This is a genomic window from Salipaludibacillus agaradhaerens, assembly GCF_002019735.1.
GTDB classification, from domain to species: Bacteria; Bacillota; Bacilli; order Bacillales; family Salisediminibacteriaceae; genus Salipaludibacillus; species Salipaludibacillus agaradhaerens.
On sequence record NZ_KV917378.1, the window covers coordinates 304,881 to 323,376 of the forward strand.

At 37.3% G+C, this 18,496-nt stretch carries 13 protein-coding genes; 12 read left to right on the forward strand and 1 reads right to left on the reverse strand.

Annotation, left to right across the window (positions count from 1 at the left end):
- Window positions 1–6 precede the first annotated feature (6 nt).
- Window positions 7–882 (reverse strand): helix-turn-helix domain-containing protein, encoded by an 876-nt coding sequence (locus BK581_RS01485; protein WP_078576453.1) that lies wholly within the window; start codon window positions 880–882, stop codon window positions 7–9.
- A 440-nt stretch (window positions 883–1,322) separates the two neighbouring features.
- On the opposite strand from BK581_RS01485, the gene BK581_RS01490 reads away from it, so the two are divergent.
- The 12 genes from BK581_RS01490 (at window position 1,323) to mutS (ending at window position 18,484) form a co-directional block, all read left to right on the forward strand.
- The gene (locus BK581_RS01490) at window positions 1,323–2,690 is read left to right on the forward strand and encodes a coproporphyrinogen-III oxidase family protein (protein WP_078576456.1); all 1,368 of its coding nucleotides are present in this window, start codon (window positions 1,323–1,325) and stop codon (window positions 2,688–2,690) included.
- A gap of 66 nt (window positions 2,691–2,756) precedes the next feature.
- A complete protein-coding gene (locus BK581_RS01495) occupies window positions 2,757–3,998 on the forward strand; it encodes an MFS transporter (protein WP_078576459.1) in 1,242 nt (413 codons plus the stop codon).
- Window positions 3,999–4,008: 10 nt separating this feature from the next.
- A complete protein-coding gene (locus BK581_RS01500) occupies window positions 4,009–4,533 on the forward strand; it encodes a DinB family protein (protein WP_078576463.1) in 525 nt (174 codons plus the stop codon).
- Between the two features lie 812 nt (window positions 4,534–5,345).
- A complete protein-coding gene (gene rny, locus BK581_RS01505) occupies window positions 5,346–6,911 on the forward strand; it encodes a ribonuclease Y (protein ID WP_078576466.1) in 1,566 nt (521 codons plus the stop codon).
- Between the two features lie 669 nt (window positions 6,912–7,580).
- Window positions 7,581–8,375: a TIGR00282 family metallophosphoesterase gene (locus BK581_RS01510; protein WP_078576468.1), complete on the forward strand. Its 795-nt coding sequence runs from the start codon at window positions 7,581–7,583 to the stop codon at window positions 8,373–8,375.
- 278 nt (window positions 8,376–8,653) lie between these two features.
- Complete coding sequence (locus tag BK581_RS01515; protein WP_078576472.1) at window positions 8,654–8,914, forward strand: stage V sporulation protein S; 261 nt, start codon at window positions 8,654–8,656, stop codon at window positions 8,912–8,914.
- 632 nt (window positions 8,915–9,546) lie between these two features.
- Window positions 9,547–11,304 carry a 2-oxoacid:acceptor oxidoreductase subunit alpha gene (locus tag BK581_RS01520; RefSeq protein WP_078576474.1) on the forward strand — a complete coding sequence of 586 codons (1,758 nt, stop codon included), beginning with the start codon at window positions 9,547–9,549 and terminating at the stop codon, window positions 11,302–11,304.
- Window positions 11,291–12,157, forward strand: coding sequence for a 2-oxoacid:ferredoxin oxidoreductase subunit beta (locus BK581_RS01525; protein WP_078576476.1), 867 nt, complete (start codon window positions 11,291–11,293; stop codon window positions 12,155–12,157). The genes BK581_RS01520 and BK581_RS01525 overlap by 14 nt, the downstream gene beginning before the upstream one ends.
- A gap of 489 nt (window positions 12,158–12,646) precedes the next feature.
- Window positions 12,647–14,191, forward strand: a complete 1,545-nt coding sequence (gene miaB, locus BK581_RS01530; RefSeq protein ID WP_078576478.1) for a tRNA (N6-isopentenyl adenosine(37)-C2)-methylthiotransferase MiaB — start codon at window positions 12,647–12,649, stop codon at window positions 14,189–14,191.
- Window positions 14,192–14,620, forward strand: coding sequence for a YlbF/YmcA family competence regulator (locus tag BK581_RS01535; protein WP_078576480.1), 429 nt, complete (start codon window positions 14,192–14,194; stop codon window positions 14,618–14,620).
- Window positions 14,621–14,976: 356 nt separating this feature from the next.
- On the forward strand, window positions 14,977–15,543 hold the full coding sequence (locus tag BK581_RS01540; RefSeq protein WP_078576482.1) for an outer spore coat protein CotE: 567 nt from the start codon (window positions 14,977–14,979) through the stop codon (window positions 15,541–15,543).
- Between the two features lie 304 nt (window positions 15,544–15,847).
- Window positions 15,848–18,484, forward strand: a complete 2,637-nt coding sequence (mutS, locus tag BK581_RS01545) for a DNA mismatch repair protein MutS (RefSeq protein ID WP_078579817.1) — start codon at window positions 15,848–15,850, stop codon at window positions 18,482–18,484.
- Window positions 18,485–18,496 lie beyond the last annotated feature (12 nt).

Below are 18,496 nucleotides of genomic sequence, written 5' to 3' on the forward strand. Positions count from 1 at the left end.
GAATTACTAAGTAGTATCTGTTTTTAAATCTTTTATATAGTCGTCTAGCTTTTTGACAGACTTTGAATCGCTTTTTGCTTGAAAGACATCTTTTGAAAGTTGAAAAAAATGATGGGCCTCATCAAGGTTATTTTGCTTTATATGAGCAACGGCACTCTGAAAATAGAGTTCACCTAATAAATAAAACGATTCAATTTCTAATGAGAAAGACACGCCTTTATTGCAATAGAAAAGTGACTCCTTATTGTCATCCAGTTCGTAGAGTGATTTTGCTAAATTGTAGTAGACTCGAACAATAATCCGAGGATTTATTTCCATGAAAGATTGATCTTTTATCTTTAAAATATTTTTGAAGATTGCTATGCCGCCATCTAGTTTGTTTGCCTCGCAGTAAATGATGGCTTTACTGTTTAAGATTTCGATATCTTGAGGTGTTAAGTGATTGGTAGGGCTCATAGCTAATGAGGTATCCAGATGGAGAATGGCATGTTCAAAATGATCATTTAGGTAGTAGTGCAGTATACCTTCGTGCCACTTGATAAATTGTTGCTCATGGACATGTTTAAAGCTAGGATGGTTCTTCAGTTTGTTTACTAGCCGTCTCACTTCTTTATAGTTTTTTTGACGAATTTCTTTACGAATGGCTTTTCTACTCTCTTGAATAAATGCATATTGTGGCTTTATAAGAATGTCTATTAGAAATCCTGGTTCGACACCTAGCTTTAAAGCCATTTGTACTAATGTATGAACATAAGGGCTGATTTCACCATTTTCAATTTTACTAATTTGAGACTGACTACAAATATCTTTGGCAAATTCTTTTTGGGTATAACCTAATGATTGCCTTAACTCTTTAATCGTCTTTCCTAAATGATTTAACATAGCTTTTCTCCTTATAAATATTCCTAAAAGAATACTGATTGGAAAAAATTAAGGGATATGCCTCGTTTTTTTGACGCTACCTTCTCATATCGTTAATTATTGTAAAATCATTCACTGTTAATTTCTATTATACTCATATTAGTTAAGTGTTTAAATATTAAATCTATTTAAAAGTGAGGGCGAGAAGTGATTAAACTATTCACTAGTATTCTATTAGCTTCGTCATTATTGTTTAGTTCTTCTACTGAAGTAGTTAGTTCTTCATATGAGATATCACCTAAGATTTTTGACTATGAACATTAATTTTACAAGGAGGTGATTCATATGAAAAAACAAGAATGGTTAGTTGTTAAAGCAGAATGGTTAGTGGTTTAATTACGACAGAAAAAGTGTGAAGGGCTATCCTCACACTTTTTCTCATTAAAAAACGAGGTGATGAGATGAAACAGATTCCTTATAATGAAATTCCTCAGTTATGGAACTTTTTTTATCCGATTGCAGGTGCTGTTAATCAATCACAAGAAATCGCTGAAAATATAACTAAAATGCAGCTCTCACGCACCGCGGATAATAATGACGGGTTAAATAGCCTTTACTTACACATTCCGTTTTGTGATACTATCTGTACATTTTGCCCATTTATAAAAACGACAAACTATGCTGATACGCTAGAGCCGTATTTAGATGCATTAATTGAAGAAATCAAGATGGTTTCATCGATGCCTAGAATAAAAAGTAAAAAGATTGATGCGATTTATATCGGGGGAGGGACCCCATCAGTTTTAAAGCCTGATCAAATTAAACGACTAGGTGAAGCGATAACACATTCCTTTGTATTAGCAAATGATTATGAGTGGACATTTGAATGTGCGGCACTTACAGCCACTGAAGATCGTATAAAAGCAATGGCTGAGATCGGTGTAAATCGTGGTAGCTTTGGTGTACAAACCTTTAATCAAAAGTATAAAAAAATGTTCAACTTACAGTGGACGATGGACCACATTCAGTCCGCAAGAGATTTAATGATGAGCTACTTTAACGCCTGTAACATGGATTTACTTTATCATCTTCCTGGTCAAACACATGAAGAATTAATGGAAGACGTCGATCACGCCATCGCTTTAGGAACATCAAGTATTGATGTGTATCCATTAGAATATTTAGCAACCTCCAATTCTTTTCTAAGAAAGATAATAAATAAACAGTTAGAAAATCCTCCTACTCCTATTGAAAAAATCAAACAAAATAAACTAATCTATAACAAATTAAACGACTCAGGTTATTTTCAAAATTATGTTTACACGTTCACAAAAAAAGAGGCTAAATATAAACGCTTTAAATTTAGTGAAACAATATATGGAACTTATGAGGATGAATTTATTGCTCTAGGGGTTGGAGGGAGATCAACGATAAAAGGCTTAGCTTACGATAATATAGCTGATATCAAAACATATATTGCAACTGTTAATCAAGGGAAGCAACCTGTTGCAAGGGCAATAGACTATCATGCATACGAGCGAGGCTTAATCTTCTTTCCTAAAAAAATGCGGATTTCTCGTCAAGACCTTCGTAAATATGGACTCGACAAGACATATAAGCAAAAATTTGAGGAATTAGAAGAGAAACAACTTATTATACAAGATGAGGATCAAATAGTGTTAACAGATGAAGGGAAAATATGGTTTGCAAATATTATGGTTGATCTTTTTCCAGAAGATCAAAGAAAAAAATTGAATCAAGTCATAGGAAATATTCAAGAGGCAAAGGAATGGTACGAAGAATCAAAAGTACTCGAAACGACAAATTAATCATAACAAGGTTTAATGGGGGAGGTTTTGTGAACTCCCTCTTAACAATTAAGGGGGACATAGACATTGTCGATTTGGAAAAATAAAAATTTTAATTACTTATATTTTGGCCAATTGTTTTCCGTTTTCGGTGATTGGATCAAGACGGTTACACTCATTACCTTTATTTATTATTTGACGGGTGATGCGAAAATGACCGGTGTTTTATTTATATTAGCTATTCTTCCTCAAATAGTTGTCTCATTCTTCTCAGGTCCAATTATAGATAAAAATAATAAAAAGAAACTCATTATCTTCTTAGATATTGTTCGGTTTCTGTTAGGTATTGTGCTTGTTTATGCAGCTTATATCGAAAGTTTGGGGCTGTTACTAAGTGTCATTTTTATTACGAATATTTTCTCGGCTATTTTTGTACCAACTCGTTCGTCCTTTATCCCTCAAATTATTAAAAAGGAGCAGATTGTCAGTGCAACTAGTGCCATTTTGATTAGTTTTAATGTGATGATGGTTGTGGCCACCGCTATGGGTGGCATTTTATCAGAATGGCTAGGTGTGATTCCAATCTTGATAATAGCTGCGGGGACGTATTTAATTGCTGGATTATGTATTCTCCCTATTACCTATGAGCATAAAAAAGATAGTGATAGTGAACGTGACAGTTCTAGTTATTGGAATGATTTAAAGGTTGGATATGAAGCAACAATTTCTTCACCACAACTTAGAAGTACATTTATATTAAATGGGACGAGGGATTTCGTTTTAGGTGCGGTTAATGTCATGTTTAATGCGATTATATTAAGTACATTCCTTGCTGGAGAGACAGGTATTGGATTTGGCTATACAGCTACAGCTTTAGCGTACATTGTTGTTGGCTTTTACGTAAAAAAACAAATAAAAGTGAAAACAATGGAAAATGTTCGACTATTTTCTAAAATGTCGCTGTTCTTAACGATTGCCTACGGTATATTGTTGGCAGTTGGTTTTTCTACGAATTCCTTATATTTATTCCTTATATTTGTATTTTTAATGAATATACCTCAAGGAACGATGAATATATTATTTGAATCCAGTGTTATGTACAATGCTAAGGATGATCAGAAAGGAAGGATTTTTTCTCTACTAATAACGTTTACGAGATTAGGCTATTTGTTTGGGCTACTTTTCTATATGGCACTAGGAGATTATTTGTCTTTGATAAGCGTTGGCTGGATATTATGTTTATTGTTAAGTGTAGTTGGCTTAACAAATTACATGGTTTATCGTACACATGGTCACTCAGTCACAAATGAAAAACAAATTGTAAGTTAGGAGAGATATTATGGAAATAGAAACGTTTATAGGTAGTTGGGAAAATGCTAGAAAGCGTACAATGAGATATGTAGAGAATTTTCCTTCTGATTTAATAAACTTTCAGCCAAGTAAGGAGACATTTAGTTTCTGTAAGCAGATTTTGCATATTATTAGTTGGGAACAAATTATGTTTTCTCGATTATTAGATGAGATACCTGTTGAAGATGAATTTCGGGAGGATGAAGTAAAAGATAAATCAGAGTTACAGAATTTATTAGTCATGGTAACTAATGAAACACAAGAAAAAATACAACAAATGAAAAAAAGTGAATGGAAAAAAACGATTCCGATCGATGGAAATATGATCCCTTTTAAAGATGTATTTTTAGACCTGATTGAGCATGAAGCCCACCATAGAGGCCAATTAGCTGTTTACTACCGGCTGTCAGGTCTCCAACCACCAAGTTATTTAGAGGAAGAATTTGATATTAATAAGACACATTTATTAACACGACCACATGTTGAGGTGTTTATATCAAGTATGATTATATAGGAAATGAGTGTTGTCTGTCCCCACTGCCTAGGAGAGTAGATGGGGTCTTTTTCTGCTAAAAAATGTGTTTGTTGGTAGAGAATAGTGAGGAGTGTGTTATATATTTTTTCTAGTCAAATGGTTTACAGCGATCAATTGATCAACGTAAACTACCATGGCTACCGTAAAAGGCTCTTAATTTTGATGTCACCATGTCAGACAGATACTATAATATATGTGCAAACTAATGGCTCTGAAAAAGCGACTATTGAAGTGGTCATCTGTAGCGGGAAGTATTAATTATTATCCATTTATATAGTTTGAGTTAACTCATAGATGATAATCGAAATTAAGAAGGATTTTTCCAGTTTGAGCATCCCATGAAATGGTCTTTTTTGCGAGCTCTAATTTTATCGCAAATAACCGTCCTAAAGAGAGCAAAGATAAATCTATAGAGGCGAGAGACAATGGACGCTAATGTCTTGATTTACTCAACGCCAATCAGTAGGAGAAGAACGAAAACGTCCAGTGATTGAAGGTTCGTTTTATAAAAATGACATTATTCATGTATCATTAGGGGAAAACACTCATTTCATTCAGAAAACGGTCTTTTTTAAACGACATGTTCTTACTTAAAAAACATATTGTTTGAGTCCTTGCCAAAGCTTGACATTATACGTTATGAAGCATACAATTAGTGAGAATACTGCATTAAACGACTGTTTATTATTAGTCGTACTGGATGAATAGTTTGCATTATTTTTACAAAAAGATGAACTTGAAAAATGGACATGTTTGACCACAAAGAAATAGCATGAGGAGGTGAATCAGTATTGGATAATCTGATCATACAAATCCTCATTTTGCTATTCACTGTAGCAATCGGTATCTTGATTGGATACTTCGTTCGTAAATCAATCGCCGAAGCAAAGATTTCAAGCGCGGAGGCTTTGGCCCGACAAACAATTGAAGATGCTAAGCGGGAAGCGGACTCTAGTAAGCGTGAAGCCATCCTTGAGGCAAAGGACGAGGCACATAAAATGCGTATGGAGGCAGAGCAGGAAGTTCGCGATCGTCGAAACGATATTCAGAAACAAGAGAACCGGTTGGTTCAAAAGGAAGAAATATTGGATCGAAAAAGTGAAACGTTGGACAAAAAGGAAGAGACTCTTGAAAAACGAGAAGAGCAATTGTCAAAACGTCAACATGAAATCGACGAGATGAATAGCAAAGTCGAGGAGTTATTTAATCAACAGCAGCAAGAATTAGCAAGAATTTCTGGGTTCTCTAAAGAAGATGCCAAAGAAATCATTATGAAAACGGTAGAAAATGAGCTAACCCATGAAAAAGCTGTTCTCGTCAAAGAGGCTATTACACAAGCTAAGGAAGAAGCTGATAAAAAAGCGAAAGAAATTCTTTCTTTATCTTTACAGCGATGTGCAGCTGATCATGTGGCTGAGACGACCGTTTCTGTCGTAAACTTACCGAATGATGAAATGAAAGGTCGAATTATCGGACGGGAAGGTCGAAACATACGAGCTTTAGAAACGTTAACTGGCATTGACCTCATTATTGATGATACGCCGGAAGCTGTTATCTTATCTGGTTTTGATCCGATAAGAAGAGAAATCGCTAAAACAGCGCTTGAAAAACTTGTTCAGGATGGACGAATTCACCCTGCCCGAATTGAAGAAACAGTGGATAAAGCTAGACGTGAAGTTGACGAATTAATTCGTGAGTATGGAGAACAAACAACGTTTGAAATGGGAATTCACAATCTACATCCTGATTTAATCAAAATAATGGGACGTCTAAAATTCCGAACAAGCTATGGACAGAATGTCTTAAAACACTCTATGGAAGTTGCTCATCTAAGTGGAATCATGGCTGCCGAGTTGGGAGAAGATGTTCAACTTGCCAGACGTGCAGGCCTCTTACATGATATTGGTAAAGCAATTGACCATGAGGTTGAAGGAAGTCATGTTGAGATCGGTGTGGAGCTTGGTAATAAGTATAAAGAACATCCAGTTGTCATAAACAGTATTGCATCACACCATGGTGATACAGAAGCGACCTCTGTTATTGCCACGTTAGTTGCTGCTGCGGATGCATTATCTGCTGCGCGACCTGGTGCACGTCGGGAGACATTGGAGACGTACATTAAGCGACTTGAAAAGCTTGAGGAGATTTCTGAATCCTTTGAAGGCGTTGAGAAAACATATGCCATTCAAGCTGGACGTGAAGTGCGTATTATGGTGAAGCCTGACTACATTACGGATGAAGATTCGTATAGATTAGCTAGAGATATTACAAAGAAAATTGAAGATGAGCTTGACTATCCGGGACATATTAAAGTAACGGTCATTCGTGAAACACGGGCAGTTGAGTATGCAAAATAAAGTGGTGATTTATTGCCACTTTATTTTTTTGGCGAAGGGATATGCTATATTAATACGTGGAAATCTTTAAGTGAAGAAGAGTCTTACACTTTTCCCTTAAGTATATTCTAATGTTACATAGTAAGGTGAATGTATACTTGATGTTCGATACGAATATGCGAAATTATATATAATGAATGTTTTAATGTCATGCTATGCTCAACATAAGGAATAATATGGGTATTTATAATAAAACGTTCGTAATAGAAATGAAAAATAGTGACTCTGTGGAAGGGAGCGAAGTCTGAAAATCCATTTTGACTGAGCTTTGTAAAGGCAGAATTAGTTGAAGACGTACCAATGGAAAGGGTTCATCTGTAGTGAAAATAGTCATCACGTTCGGAAATAACGATACCTTTATGAGTTATGAAATCGTTCTGATATAATCATTTTTTAAGATGGAATGCCGTGAAAGCCGGTCACTCCCTAAAGATCAACAACATTTGAAATCCAATGATTTGAAAGGGTATATTGAGTCATTAACTGAAGATGGCATATAGGCACCGTTCGTTTGTGGCGGAAGGTACTGACTGTATGAATCGTTTTTTACAGATTTATTTTGTATGATGAAATTGGTTTAGTAGCATGGGAATAAAAGCTTATTATAAGGAGCAAAAGGAGAAGGTAACAATGAAAATTTTATTTATTGGCGATGTGGTTGGATCGCTGGGACGTGATGCTTTAAAAGATTATTTACCGAAATTGAAAGCGAAATACATGCCTGATGTAACGATTGTTAACGGTGAAAATGCTGCAGGAGGTAAAGGCCTTACTCGTAAAATCTATCATGAAATCTCTGAGACAGGTGCGGACGTCATCACGATGGGGAACCACACATGGGATAAAAAAGAAATCTTTGAATTTATAGAAAATGCTCCTAACCTCATTCGTCCTGTAAATTTTCCAGAAGGAAATCCGGGAAAAGGTTACGTTATTCATAAAGTAGGAAAGCGAAAGATAGCAATTATAAATGCGCAAGGACGTACTTTCTTGCCACCGATTGACTGTCCTTTTAAAGCGCTAGATGAGCTTGTAACGATTATTAAAAAAGAAACACCGTTCATTTTTGTAGACTTTCATGCTGAAGCAACAAGTGAAAAATTAGCGATGGGATGGTATTTAGACGGGCGTGTTTCAGCTGTTGTAGGTACGCATACTCATGTACAAACAGCAGATGAACGTATTTTACCAGAAGGTACAGCATATATTACTGATGTAGGCATGACAGGCCCTTATGATGGCATTCTTGGAATGGATAAAGATATTATCATCCAAAGGTTTTTAACAAATTTACCTGCAAGGTTTGAAGTGGCAAATGGCAGGGAACAATGTAACGGAGTCTTTATAAACGTGGATGATCACTCAGGGAAGGCGACCGCCGTTAAAAGGATCCATGTTAGTGAGGAACATCCATTGTTTGACTAATGGACAAAAAGGACGGTGGAGCTAGTTTAAAGACATGCACCAATTGATCTGATTTAGGATAAAATGACATATATTCGTCTAGGGATTTTTCCTAATTCGTAAAAAAAGTATATATTTATACGTTTTGAATATATACAAAAAGAGGTATTGTTCTATATAGTTAATTCAACCCTCTAGACTTTTCTCTTTAAAGCTGGTTAAATAATGGGAATACCGCATTATTGACTTGATGGTTGAGCATTCCACTTTTTAATTCACAATCCTAAGGAGGTACCAAAATGGAAGTATTAAAAGTTTCAGCAAAATCCAACCCAAATTCTGTAGCTGGTGCATTAGCAGGAGTGATTCGCGAAAGAGGATCTGCAGAAATCCAGGCAATAGGAGCTGGTGCATTGAATCAATCAATTAAAGCAGTCGCAATTGCGAGAGGATTTGTGGCCCCAAGCGGTATTGATCTTATTTGTATTCCGGCCTTTACTGATATTCAGATTGATGGAGATGAGAGAACGGCTATTAAACTTATCATCGAACCGAGATAAGGCTTTTACTGATTGGCAAGTGGGGGAAATCAGAGGTAAAGAAATAGCCTCAAGTGAGCCATCTGGATGAACGGAACAAGCTATCTATATTTAAATAGGCTTGATAAAACCTGACAGCATGCTGTCAGGTTTTATAGGTTTGTAGTCTCTCCTATGAAAGAATAAAAAGGAGTCTCATCAATTTCATGAAAAAATATTTTTGGAAATGAACAAATGATTGAGGTAAGAGGTAATGACACTTTAGATTAACGCGATAAAGTGAAGAGGAACGGAAAACGCCCACTGATTGAAGGTTCATTTATAACATTTACATCGCCTAAATGTCAAGTTTATCTTTAAGTAAATATGAAAGTTATGTTACAATATATATAGAAAAGCAAAAATAGTTTGTAAACGCTTACATGCCTTTGATGATTTGAAAATAGCGTTTTTGCAACTATTTAGCAAATTTGGCAGAAGTGAATGCCTTGAAAGTAGAGGTGTTGGATGCACTTTTAAATGTAATGCTAGTATACTAGCATTACATAATTATAATCCGTTAAATGAATGTCTTCACATGCACATGTAAAGGGTATCTAACTTAGGAAACATAATGGAGAGGTCTTGTCATATCAAAAAGGGGTGTAGGACACATGATTAATCAACTTTCATGGAAAGTTGGCGGTCAGCAGGGTGAAGGAATTGAAAGTACAGGGGAAATTTTTTCGATGGCTTTAAATCGCCAAGGTTATTATTTATACGGCTACAGACACTTTTCTTCTCGAATTAAGGGTGGCCATACTAATAATAAAATTAGAGTTAGCACGTTTGAAACGAATTCCATATCTGATGATCTAGATATATTAGTGGCTTTTGACCAAGAAACAATTGATGTCAATCATCATGAATTATCACAAGGAGGCGTGGTCATTGCCGATAGCAAATTTGGGCCCGCCATTCCTGAAGGATCTCATGCTACTTTATTTTCAGTACCATTTACGGAAATAGCAACTGAATTAGGAACATCACTTATGAAAAACATGGTAGCAGTAGGGGCTTCTGCCTCGCTCCTTGGCTTAAAAGCTGATATTTTTCAATCAGTCGTAGAACACATTTTTGCTAAAAAGGGTGAAGCTGTTGTAGCGAAAAATATGAAAGCTATTCAAGAAGGGATGGCTCACTTTGAGAATGTGGCAACAGATAGTATAGGGGACTATATATTGGATGAAGCAGATGGAATGAATCGCATGTTTATGATAGGAAATGATGCCATTGCTTTAGGTGCTTTAGCAGGTGGAGCACGATTTATGCCTGCTTATCCAATTACGCCAGCCTCTGAAATTATGGAGTATTTAATTAAAAAACTACCTGAATATGGTGGGACTGTTATTCAGACTGAAGATGAGATTGCGGCCTGTACGATGGCTATTGGCGCAAATTATGCCGGCGTTCGCTCTTTAACAGCCTCAGCGGGTCCTGGGTTATCTCTCATGATGGAAGCTATTGGTTTAAGCGGTATGACAGAGACACCTCTCGTGATTGTAGATACGCAGCGTGGTGGGCCAAGTACTGGTTTACCAACGAAGCAAGAGCAGTCAGATATATTTGCCATGATTTATGGTACTCATGGTGAAATTCCTAAAGTTGTAATGGCACCCTCTAGTGTAGAGGAAGCATTTTATGATACTGTTGAAGCCTTTAACATTGCGGAAGAATATCAGGTTCCTGTTATTCTAATGACAGATTTGGCCCTTTCTTTAGGTAAGCAAACGGTTAACCCACTGGATTTTTCAAAGATTCATATTAATCGTGGGAAACTAGATAATGGTGAAGTATTGCCGGAACTCGATAAAGGCACTTATTTTAAACGCTATGAGGTAACAGAAGATGGTATTTCAAAACGGGTGCTTCCAGGAATGAAACATGGCTTACATCATGTGACTGGCGTTGAACACAATGAACAAGGGAAGCCTTCTGAAAGCCCAGAGAATAGAAAGGCGCAGATGGATAAGCGTATGAAAAAATTAGACCACCTTGCTAAAAAATTCCCTAATCCTGTTCTAAAAAATGAAGCACACGACAAAGCTGATATGCTCATTCTAGGTGTTAACTCTACAAGAGGGACCATAGAGGAAATTATCCCTCGTCTCGAAAAAGATGGACTCAAAGTAAACCATGGTCAGCTAAGGATGTTACACCCGTTTCCGACAGAAGAGGTTCAAGACATGATAAATAAAGCAAGAAAAGTCGTTGTAGTGGAAAACAATGCCACAGCTCAACTTGCACAATTATTGAAAATGAACACGGAAGTAAGTGGTATTGAATCTATTTTAAAATATGACGGAAATCCGTTCCTCCCAGCGGAAATTTATCATCAATGCAAGGAGCTGTTTGCATATGGCAACGTTTAAAGACTTTCGAAATAATGTCAAACCCAATTGGTGTCCAGGGTGTGGAGACTTTTCTGTGCAAGCGGCTATTCAAAGGGCAGCAGCTAACTCAGGAGTGGTGCCAGAGGAATTGGCTGTTGTGTCTGGTATCGGCTGTTCAGGTCGAATCTCTGGCTATATAAATTCATATGGTTTTCATGGGATTCATGGTCGCTCTTTGCCGATCGCTCAAGGGGTAAAAATGGCTAACCGGGAATTGACTGTTATTGCCTCTGGTGGGGATGGAGATGGCTTTGCCATCGGAATGGGACATACGGTTCACGCCATTCGCCGAAATATTGATATTACGTATATTGTCATGGATAACCAAATATATGGTTTGACTAAAGGACAAACGTCACCACGGAGTGAGATGGGATTTAAAACTAAAAGTACCCCTGGTGGCTCCATTGAATCATCCCTTAACGTGATGGAGATGGCTTTAACAGCAGGAGCTACCTTTGTTGCGCAAAGCTTTTCAAGTGATTTGAAAGAGCTAACAGCACTTATTGAGAAAGGCATCGCCCATAAAGGGTTCTCATTAATTAATGTCTTTAGTCCTTGTGTCACGTTTAATAAAGTAAACACGTATGATTGGTTTAAGCAAAATTTGACTTCATTGGCTGATGTGGAGGATTATGATCCCCATAACCGTGTAACAGCAATGAACACGCTTATGGAACACGAGGGCCTTGTCACTGGATTAATTTATCAGAATGAAAACCAGCCTTCCTATGAAAACCTTGTTCAAGGATTCGGAGAGAAAAGTCTGTCATCACAAGAGTTACCTCTTAAACAAGAAGACTTTGATAAATTAACAGCTGAATTTATGTAAAATCACAATGGAATAGGTGTATTTTTACATGTGTGTTGGGTGATGAAGTAAGTTCGCTTAGGTACATGACTAAATGGTCATGTACCTTTTCTTTGACTATCCCTGAGTGGATGAAGAATACAGGGGCTAGTTAAAATGTTTTTACTTTATCACAGGTAATCGTCCGTAAAACACCAGCTTCAAAATAGAGAGGGAGGTAACGGAAGCTCAACGGCCAATCAGTGGGAGAAGAACGAAAGTGTTCACTGAATTGAAGGTCCCTTTTATATCAGTCAACCATCATCCGTAATGTTTATTACCTTAAATGTCATATAAGCTGTTGTGTTTTTACGAATTCTAAGGCTTTGATCTTTTGTATACTTGGGTTGTGTAACCTAGTATCAGCCTTTATAATAGGAGGTTGTGGGTTATTTTAAAAGTAAGTGTCTATAATGAAAAAAGATTGTGATTTTTTCATAAAGAACTTGCTTTAAAGGAGTAGGATAATATATGAACGAAGAACAGCGTAAACAGCAAACGAAAGTAATGGAGGAGACTTCTTCTGCGGACAAAAAATCCGTTAAGGAAAAGGATTACTCCCAATATTTCCAAACGACTTTTGTGCCACCTGATCTAAAACAGGCGAAGAAACGTGGCAAGGAAGATATTTCTGTGCACTATGATTTTGATATACCAGAAGATATGAAGGGAATTGGAAAAGGGAAAAAATTCCTTATCAGAACTTATGGATGTCAGATGAACGAACATGATTCAGAGAACATGGCTGGTATCCTCTTATCTATGGGCTTTGAATCAACAACTTTAACGGAAGATGCGGATGTGATTTTATTAAACACCTGTGCGATCCGTGAAAACGCTGAGAATAAAGTTTTTGGTGAGATTGGTAACCTGAAGCCGATGAAACGTGATAACCCTGGCCTTATTGTAGGTGTTTGTGGCTGTATGTCTCAAGAAGAATCTGTGGTTAACAAAATTTTACAGAAGCATCAACACGTCGATCTTATTTTTGGAACACATAACATTCACCGTTTACCAGAGCTACTTAAAAATGCTATTTTTAATAAAGAAATGGTTGTAGAAGTGTGGTCTAAAGAAGGCGACATCATTGAAAATATGCCACGGGCACGTAAAGGAAAGTTTCAAGGCTGGGTTAATATCATGTATGGCTGTGATAAATTTTGTACGTATTGTATTGTCCCTTATACACGTGGTAAAGAACGAAGCAGGCGCCCAGAAGATATTATTGAAGAAGTACGTCATTTAGCACGAAACGGGTATAAAGAAATTACGTTACTTGGTCAAAATGTTAACGCATATGGGAAAGACTTAGAGGACATGGATTACGGGTTAGGCGACTTAATGGATGAAATACGAAAAATTGATATCCCGCGCGTACGTTTTACGACAAGTCATCCTCGAGATTTTGATGATCATCTCATTGAAGTACTCGCGAAAGGCGGGAACTTAGTCGAACACATTCATTTACCTGTTCAAAGTGGTAATAGTGATGTCTTAAAATTGATGGCCCGTAAATATACACGTGATCATTATGTAACATTGGCGAAAAAGATCAAAAAAGCTATCCCTCACGCGTCGTTCACAACCGATATTATTGTTGGCTTCCCGAATGAAACAGAGGAGCAATTTCAAGATACGCTATCTTTAATGGAAGAAATGGATTACGATAGTGCTTACACGTACATTTATTCACCGCGAGAAGGCACCCCAGCTGCTAAAATGGTAGATAATGTACCAATGGAAGTGAAAAAAGATAGACTTCAGCGATTAAATGCCTTAGTGAACGAAATGTCAGCGCGTAAAAATAAAGCGTATGAAGGTACGGTAGTGGAAGTTCTTGTAGAAGGGGAAAGTAAGAAAAATCCTGATGTTTTAATGGGAAGAACGCGTACCAACCGATTAGTTAACTTCAGAGGTCCAAAGTCAGCCATAGGTGAACTGATTCATGTTAAAATCACTGAAGCTAAAACATGGTCTCTTAACGGTGAAGTGACAGAAATAGTAGAGGTGAAATAAATGGGGCAAATGTATTCAAAAAAAGACATTACTGAAAAAGCACGAGAGTTGGCGGCAATGATCGCTGAAACGGAAGAAGTGGATTTCTTTAAGCGAGCTGAAGCGCAAATTAACGAACATTTGCGTGTCCAAGAACTCATTGCACAAATAAAGTCCTTGCAAAAAGAAGCTGTAAATTTGAAGCATTATCAAAAAACCGAGGCATTAAAAGCAATAGAAGATAAAATTGATGCTTTACAAGATGAGTTAGATGAAATCCCTCTTGTCAGAGAATTTAAGCAATCCCAAACAGAAGTCAACCAGCTGTTACAGATGGTTAGTCATGCCATATCTAATACAGTGACAACTAGGATTATTGAATCGACAGGGGGAGATCTATTGAAAGGTACGACGACAAAAAGTCCTTTCCAATCTAATTCCTGTCAGTAGGATAAAGAGCCGCTTTCATTCGAAAGCGGTTTTTAATGTTTATTCGGCTGATTCTCTTCGAGTTATTTTCCTATCTCAAGATATCACGATTAATTTAGTAGTGACACTTTATCGTTCTTTAAGCGAAGTGGCATTTTTTAGGTATTAATAAATGTTTTCTTAAATTTTCCTCATTTTTTTAAAAATGCGCACATATACATAATTGAACTCATGATACGAGTATAGGCCTTATTCGGCTGTGTGGAAATAATAGTGGCACATTAGACATTTGTCATGCATACGATGAAAAAGAAATGTTTTTGTTACTGATGGTGCAACAACACAAATGGTTCATTAATGTGTGAGGAGGGAAATTGATGTCAGAGAAAGAAGTACAGTTTAGAGAGATTGTAACGAAGGCTGTCTGCGGAAAAGGCCGTAAATTTTCCGAAACAAAGCATACGATTACACCGGAAGATCAGCCGGCGAGTATTTTAGGCTGCTGGATCATTAACCACAAATATACGTCAGCAAAAAAGGGAGATGCTGTGGAGATCTCAGGGAATTACGATATTAACATTTGGTATTCCTATTCTGGCAACACTAAAACAAATGTCGCTACAGAAACAGTGGCTTATTCAGATGTCATTCCACTAGTGATGCAAGAAAGTGATATTCTTTCCGAAGACCTGGAAGTAATCGCCCGGGCTATTCAGCAGCCTAATACATTGGAGGCCTTAATTGCATCAAATGGAAGGGACGTTGACGTTCAAGTAGAAAGGGAATTCCTTGTAGAAGTGATAGGAGAAACAAAGATGGCTGTTCAAGTTAACCCAGAAGGTACATCAGATGAATGGGACGAAGAACTTTGGGAAAAAACGATAGAAGATGAAGAATTCGAAGATCTTGATCCGAATTTTCTCACTGGGGAAATTGAAGAATAATAGCTCTTAGTTAGCAACACTTGCCATCTTAAGCAGGTGTTGCTTTTATTATGTGAAAATAGTTTTATGAGATATGACAGGCAAGTTTTAAAAGTAAACTGGTATAATAACCTTCTGTACATTAGTGAAGATATTTCTAGTGTATAATATTTGTTTAGTAATCTTTATGTCCTAAGTTGAGGAAAAGGTGATAAGAGACTTTATTCTATTTAAGCGCAGAAACATTAAAACAAAGCGTCCTGTATGTTATAATGAATCCGTATAAAAAGCAGAAAACTTGATGATGTGAAAGTGGATGATAATGATGGCTGCAACAACGCCGATGATGGAGCAATATTTAAGAATTAAGGCGGATTACGAAGATGCCTTTTTATTTTTTCGCTTAGGTGATTTTTATGAAATGTTTTATGATGATGCAAAAAAAGCTGCAAAAGAATTAGAAATTACGTTAACAGCTCGGGGAAAAGGGGAAGACCGTATCCCAATGTGTGGTGTTCCCTACCATTCAGCCGAGCATTACATAGCTCAGTTGATTGAAAAAGGCTACAAAGTGGCCATTTGTGAACAAACAGAAGACCCAGCAATGGCAAAAGGTGTGGTTAGACGAGAAGTGGTTCAAATTATTACACCGGGCACTGTTATGGAAGGACAAGCCATTCATGATAATGAGAACAATTATCTTCTTTCAATAACGCCATTTGAAGGAGAAGAGATAGGCTTAGCAGCGGTTGATATGACGACAGGTGAATTTAAGGTGACAATTCTAACCGATTTTGAGGAACTGATCAATGAAATGACCGGGTACCGCCCAAAGGAAGTGATTATTCCTAGTAGCTTAGACGTGGAAAAGCAACAAACCTTTGAGGCGAGATTGAAGGTGACGCTCTCTTATGAAGATCATACTGAACCGGTTACTGAAGCTGTTGCTCTAGTAGAGACGCTATCAGAGGGGAAAATTAAAGAAACGTGTTATCAGCTCATTCGTTATTTACAGCGAACGACAAAGCGTTCACTCGAGCATTTACAACAAGCTGTCTATTATTTGCCGCAAGAATACATGTCTATGGATGCTCATTCAAAGCGAAATCTTGAGCTCGTGGAAACGTTAATTGACAAAAAGAAGCAAGGGTCGTTGTTATGGGTGTTAGATCAAACAGAAACGGCTATGGGTGCCCGTATGCTCAAGCAATGGATTGAACGCCCCCTGCTAAATAAGCAAACGATAGAAAATAGGCATGAGCTCGTGGATAAGTTAATTCAGCATTTTTTTCAGCGGGAATCCTTACAAGAGCAGTTGCAAGGAGTCTACGATTTGGAGCGACTGTCAGGCCGTGTGGCATTTGGAAATGTGAATGGAAGGGATCTTATTCAACTAAAAAAATCCCTTGAAAAAATACCAGAGATCTTTAACACTTTGCATGAACTAAACAGCTCTTATGCCAACTCGCTAATGCAGAACATCAGTGATTGTAGTGAGTTACGAGACCTTCTTGAAACGAGTATAGAAGAAAATTGTCCTGTGAGTATAACAGAGGGTGGTATCATTAAAGATCGCTATTCTGATCAACTTGATGATTACAGAGATGCGATGAGGAACGGTAAAGCGTGGATAGCAGCCCTTGAAAAGCAAGAGAAAGAAATTACTGGCATCAGGTCACTAAAAGTAGGATTTAACAAAGTGTTTGGTTATTATATAGAAGTCACAAAGGCTAATCTATCACAATTGCCTGAAGGTCGCTATGAGCGGAAACAAACATTAACGAATGCAGAACGTTTTATTACGGAGGATTTAAAAGAAAAAGAAGCTCTTATTTTAGAAGCCGAAGAAAAGAGCGGTAAATTAGAGTATGAATTATTTATGGCTATTCGTGAACAAGTCAAAGCGTTTATTCGCCCGTTGCAACAGCTGGCAAATGTCATTAGTATTTTTGACGTTCTACAGAGTTTTGCAGAAGTTGCAGAGAGGCACCGATACGTGAAACCAGAATTAAAGCCTGCTGGAAATGTGGACATCCGTGAAGGGAGGCATCCAGTTGTAGAAAAAATGATTGATGAAGGGGACTATGTGGCAAACGATATCGTGCTAGGAGACGACCGGGAGTTACTTTTAATTACCGGACCTAACATGGCTGGTAAAAGTACGTATATGCGCCAATTAGCGTTAATCTCTGTCATGGCTCAAACAGGTTGCTATGTACCGGCTACGCATGCAGAGTTACCTATCTTTGATCAAATTTTTACGAGAATCGGTGCGGCAGATGACCTTGCTCACGGGCAAAGCACCTTCATGGTGGAAATGCTGGAAACAAAACATGCTGTTTCAAAGTCTACGAGAAATAGTTTAATTTTGTTAGATGAAATTGGACGGGGAACATCGACGTATGATGGCATGTCTCTGGCTCAGGCAATTATTGAATACATTCATGATGAGATCGGAGCAAAGACGTTATTTTCTACCCACTACCATGAACTGACACATTTGGAGAATGATTTACCGAAACTTAAAAATGTGCACGTATCAGCAAAAGAGGAAAACGGGACTGTCGTCTTTTTACATAAAGTTGTCGACGGTGCGGCTGATCGAAGTTACGGTATTTATGTAGCTGAACTAGCGGAGCTCCCCGATAAGTTGATTAACCGTGCTAAAGTTATTTTAGCTGAGTTTGAAAAAGAACAGTCAGATATACAAGCTCATCGGTTGAAGGTATCACATGAGGACAAAGAGAGCAGAACGTCTTTCTTTCAGACAGAAGCGACTAATCAGCCTACTCAATTAAGCTTGTTTCCAACCGATAGTGAAAAAACATCGGCTAAAAAAGACGCCTTAACAAAGACACAGAAAAAAGTGCTTGATGATTTAACAACCTTGAATTTACTTCATGTAAGTCCTATTGAAGCGATTCAACTACTTGATAAATTACAACGTAAACTCGGTCATTAAAGTAAGGAGGTG

Bases quoted from the DNA above. Each gene is read 5' to 3' on its own strand.
- BK581_RS01515 (WP_078576472.1), top strand. From the start codon at position 8,654: ATGGAAGTATTAAAAGTTTCAGCAAAATCCAACCCAAATTCTGTAGCT.
- BK581_RS01525 (WP_078576476.1), top strand. From the start codon at position 11,291: ATGGCAACGTTTAAAGACTTTCGAAATAATGTCAAACCCAATTGGTGT.
- miaB (WP_078576478.1), top strand. From the start codon at position 12,647: ATGAACGAAGAACAGCGTAAACAGCAAACGAAAGTAATGGAGGAGACT.
- BK581_RS01485 (WP_078576453.1), bottom strand. From the start codon at position 882: ATGTTAAATCATTTAGGAAAGACGATTAAAGAGTTAAGGCAATCATTA.
- BK581_RS01510 (WP_078576468.1), top strand. From the start codon at position 7,581: ATGAAAATTTTATTTATTGGCGATGTGGTTGGATCGCTGGGACGTGAT.
- BK581_RS01490 (WP_078576456.1), top strand. From the start codon at position 1,323: ATGAAACAGATTCCTTATAATGAAATTCCTCAGTTATGGAACTTTTTT.
- mutS (WP_078579817.1), top strand. From the start codon at position 15,848: ATGGCTGCAACAACGCCGATGATGGAGCAATATTTAAGAATTAAGGCG.
- BK581_RS01535 (WP_078576480.1), top strand. From the start codon at position 14,192: ATGGGGCAAATGTATTCAAAAAAAGACATTACTGAAAAAGCACGAGAG.
- BK581_RS01500 (WP_078576463.1), top strand. From the start codon at position 4,009: ATGGAAATAGAAACGTTTATAGGTAGTTGGGAAAATGCTAGAAAGCGT.
- BK581_RS01520 (WP_078576474.1), top strand. From the start codon at position 9,547: ATGATTAATCAACTTTCATGGAAAGTTGGCGGTCAGCAGGGTGAAGGA.
- BK581_RS01540 (WP_078576482.1), top strand. From the start codon at position 14,977: ATGTCAGAGAAAGAAGTACAGTTTAGAGAGATTGTAACGAAGGCTGTC.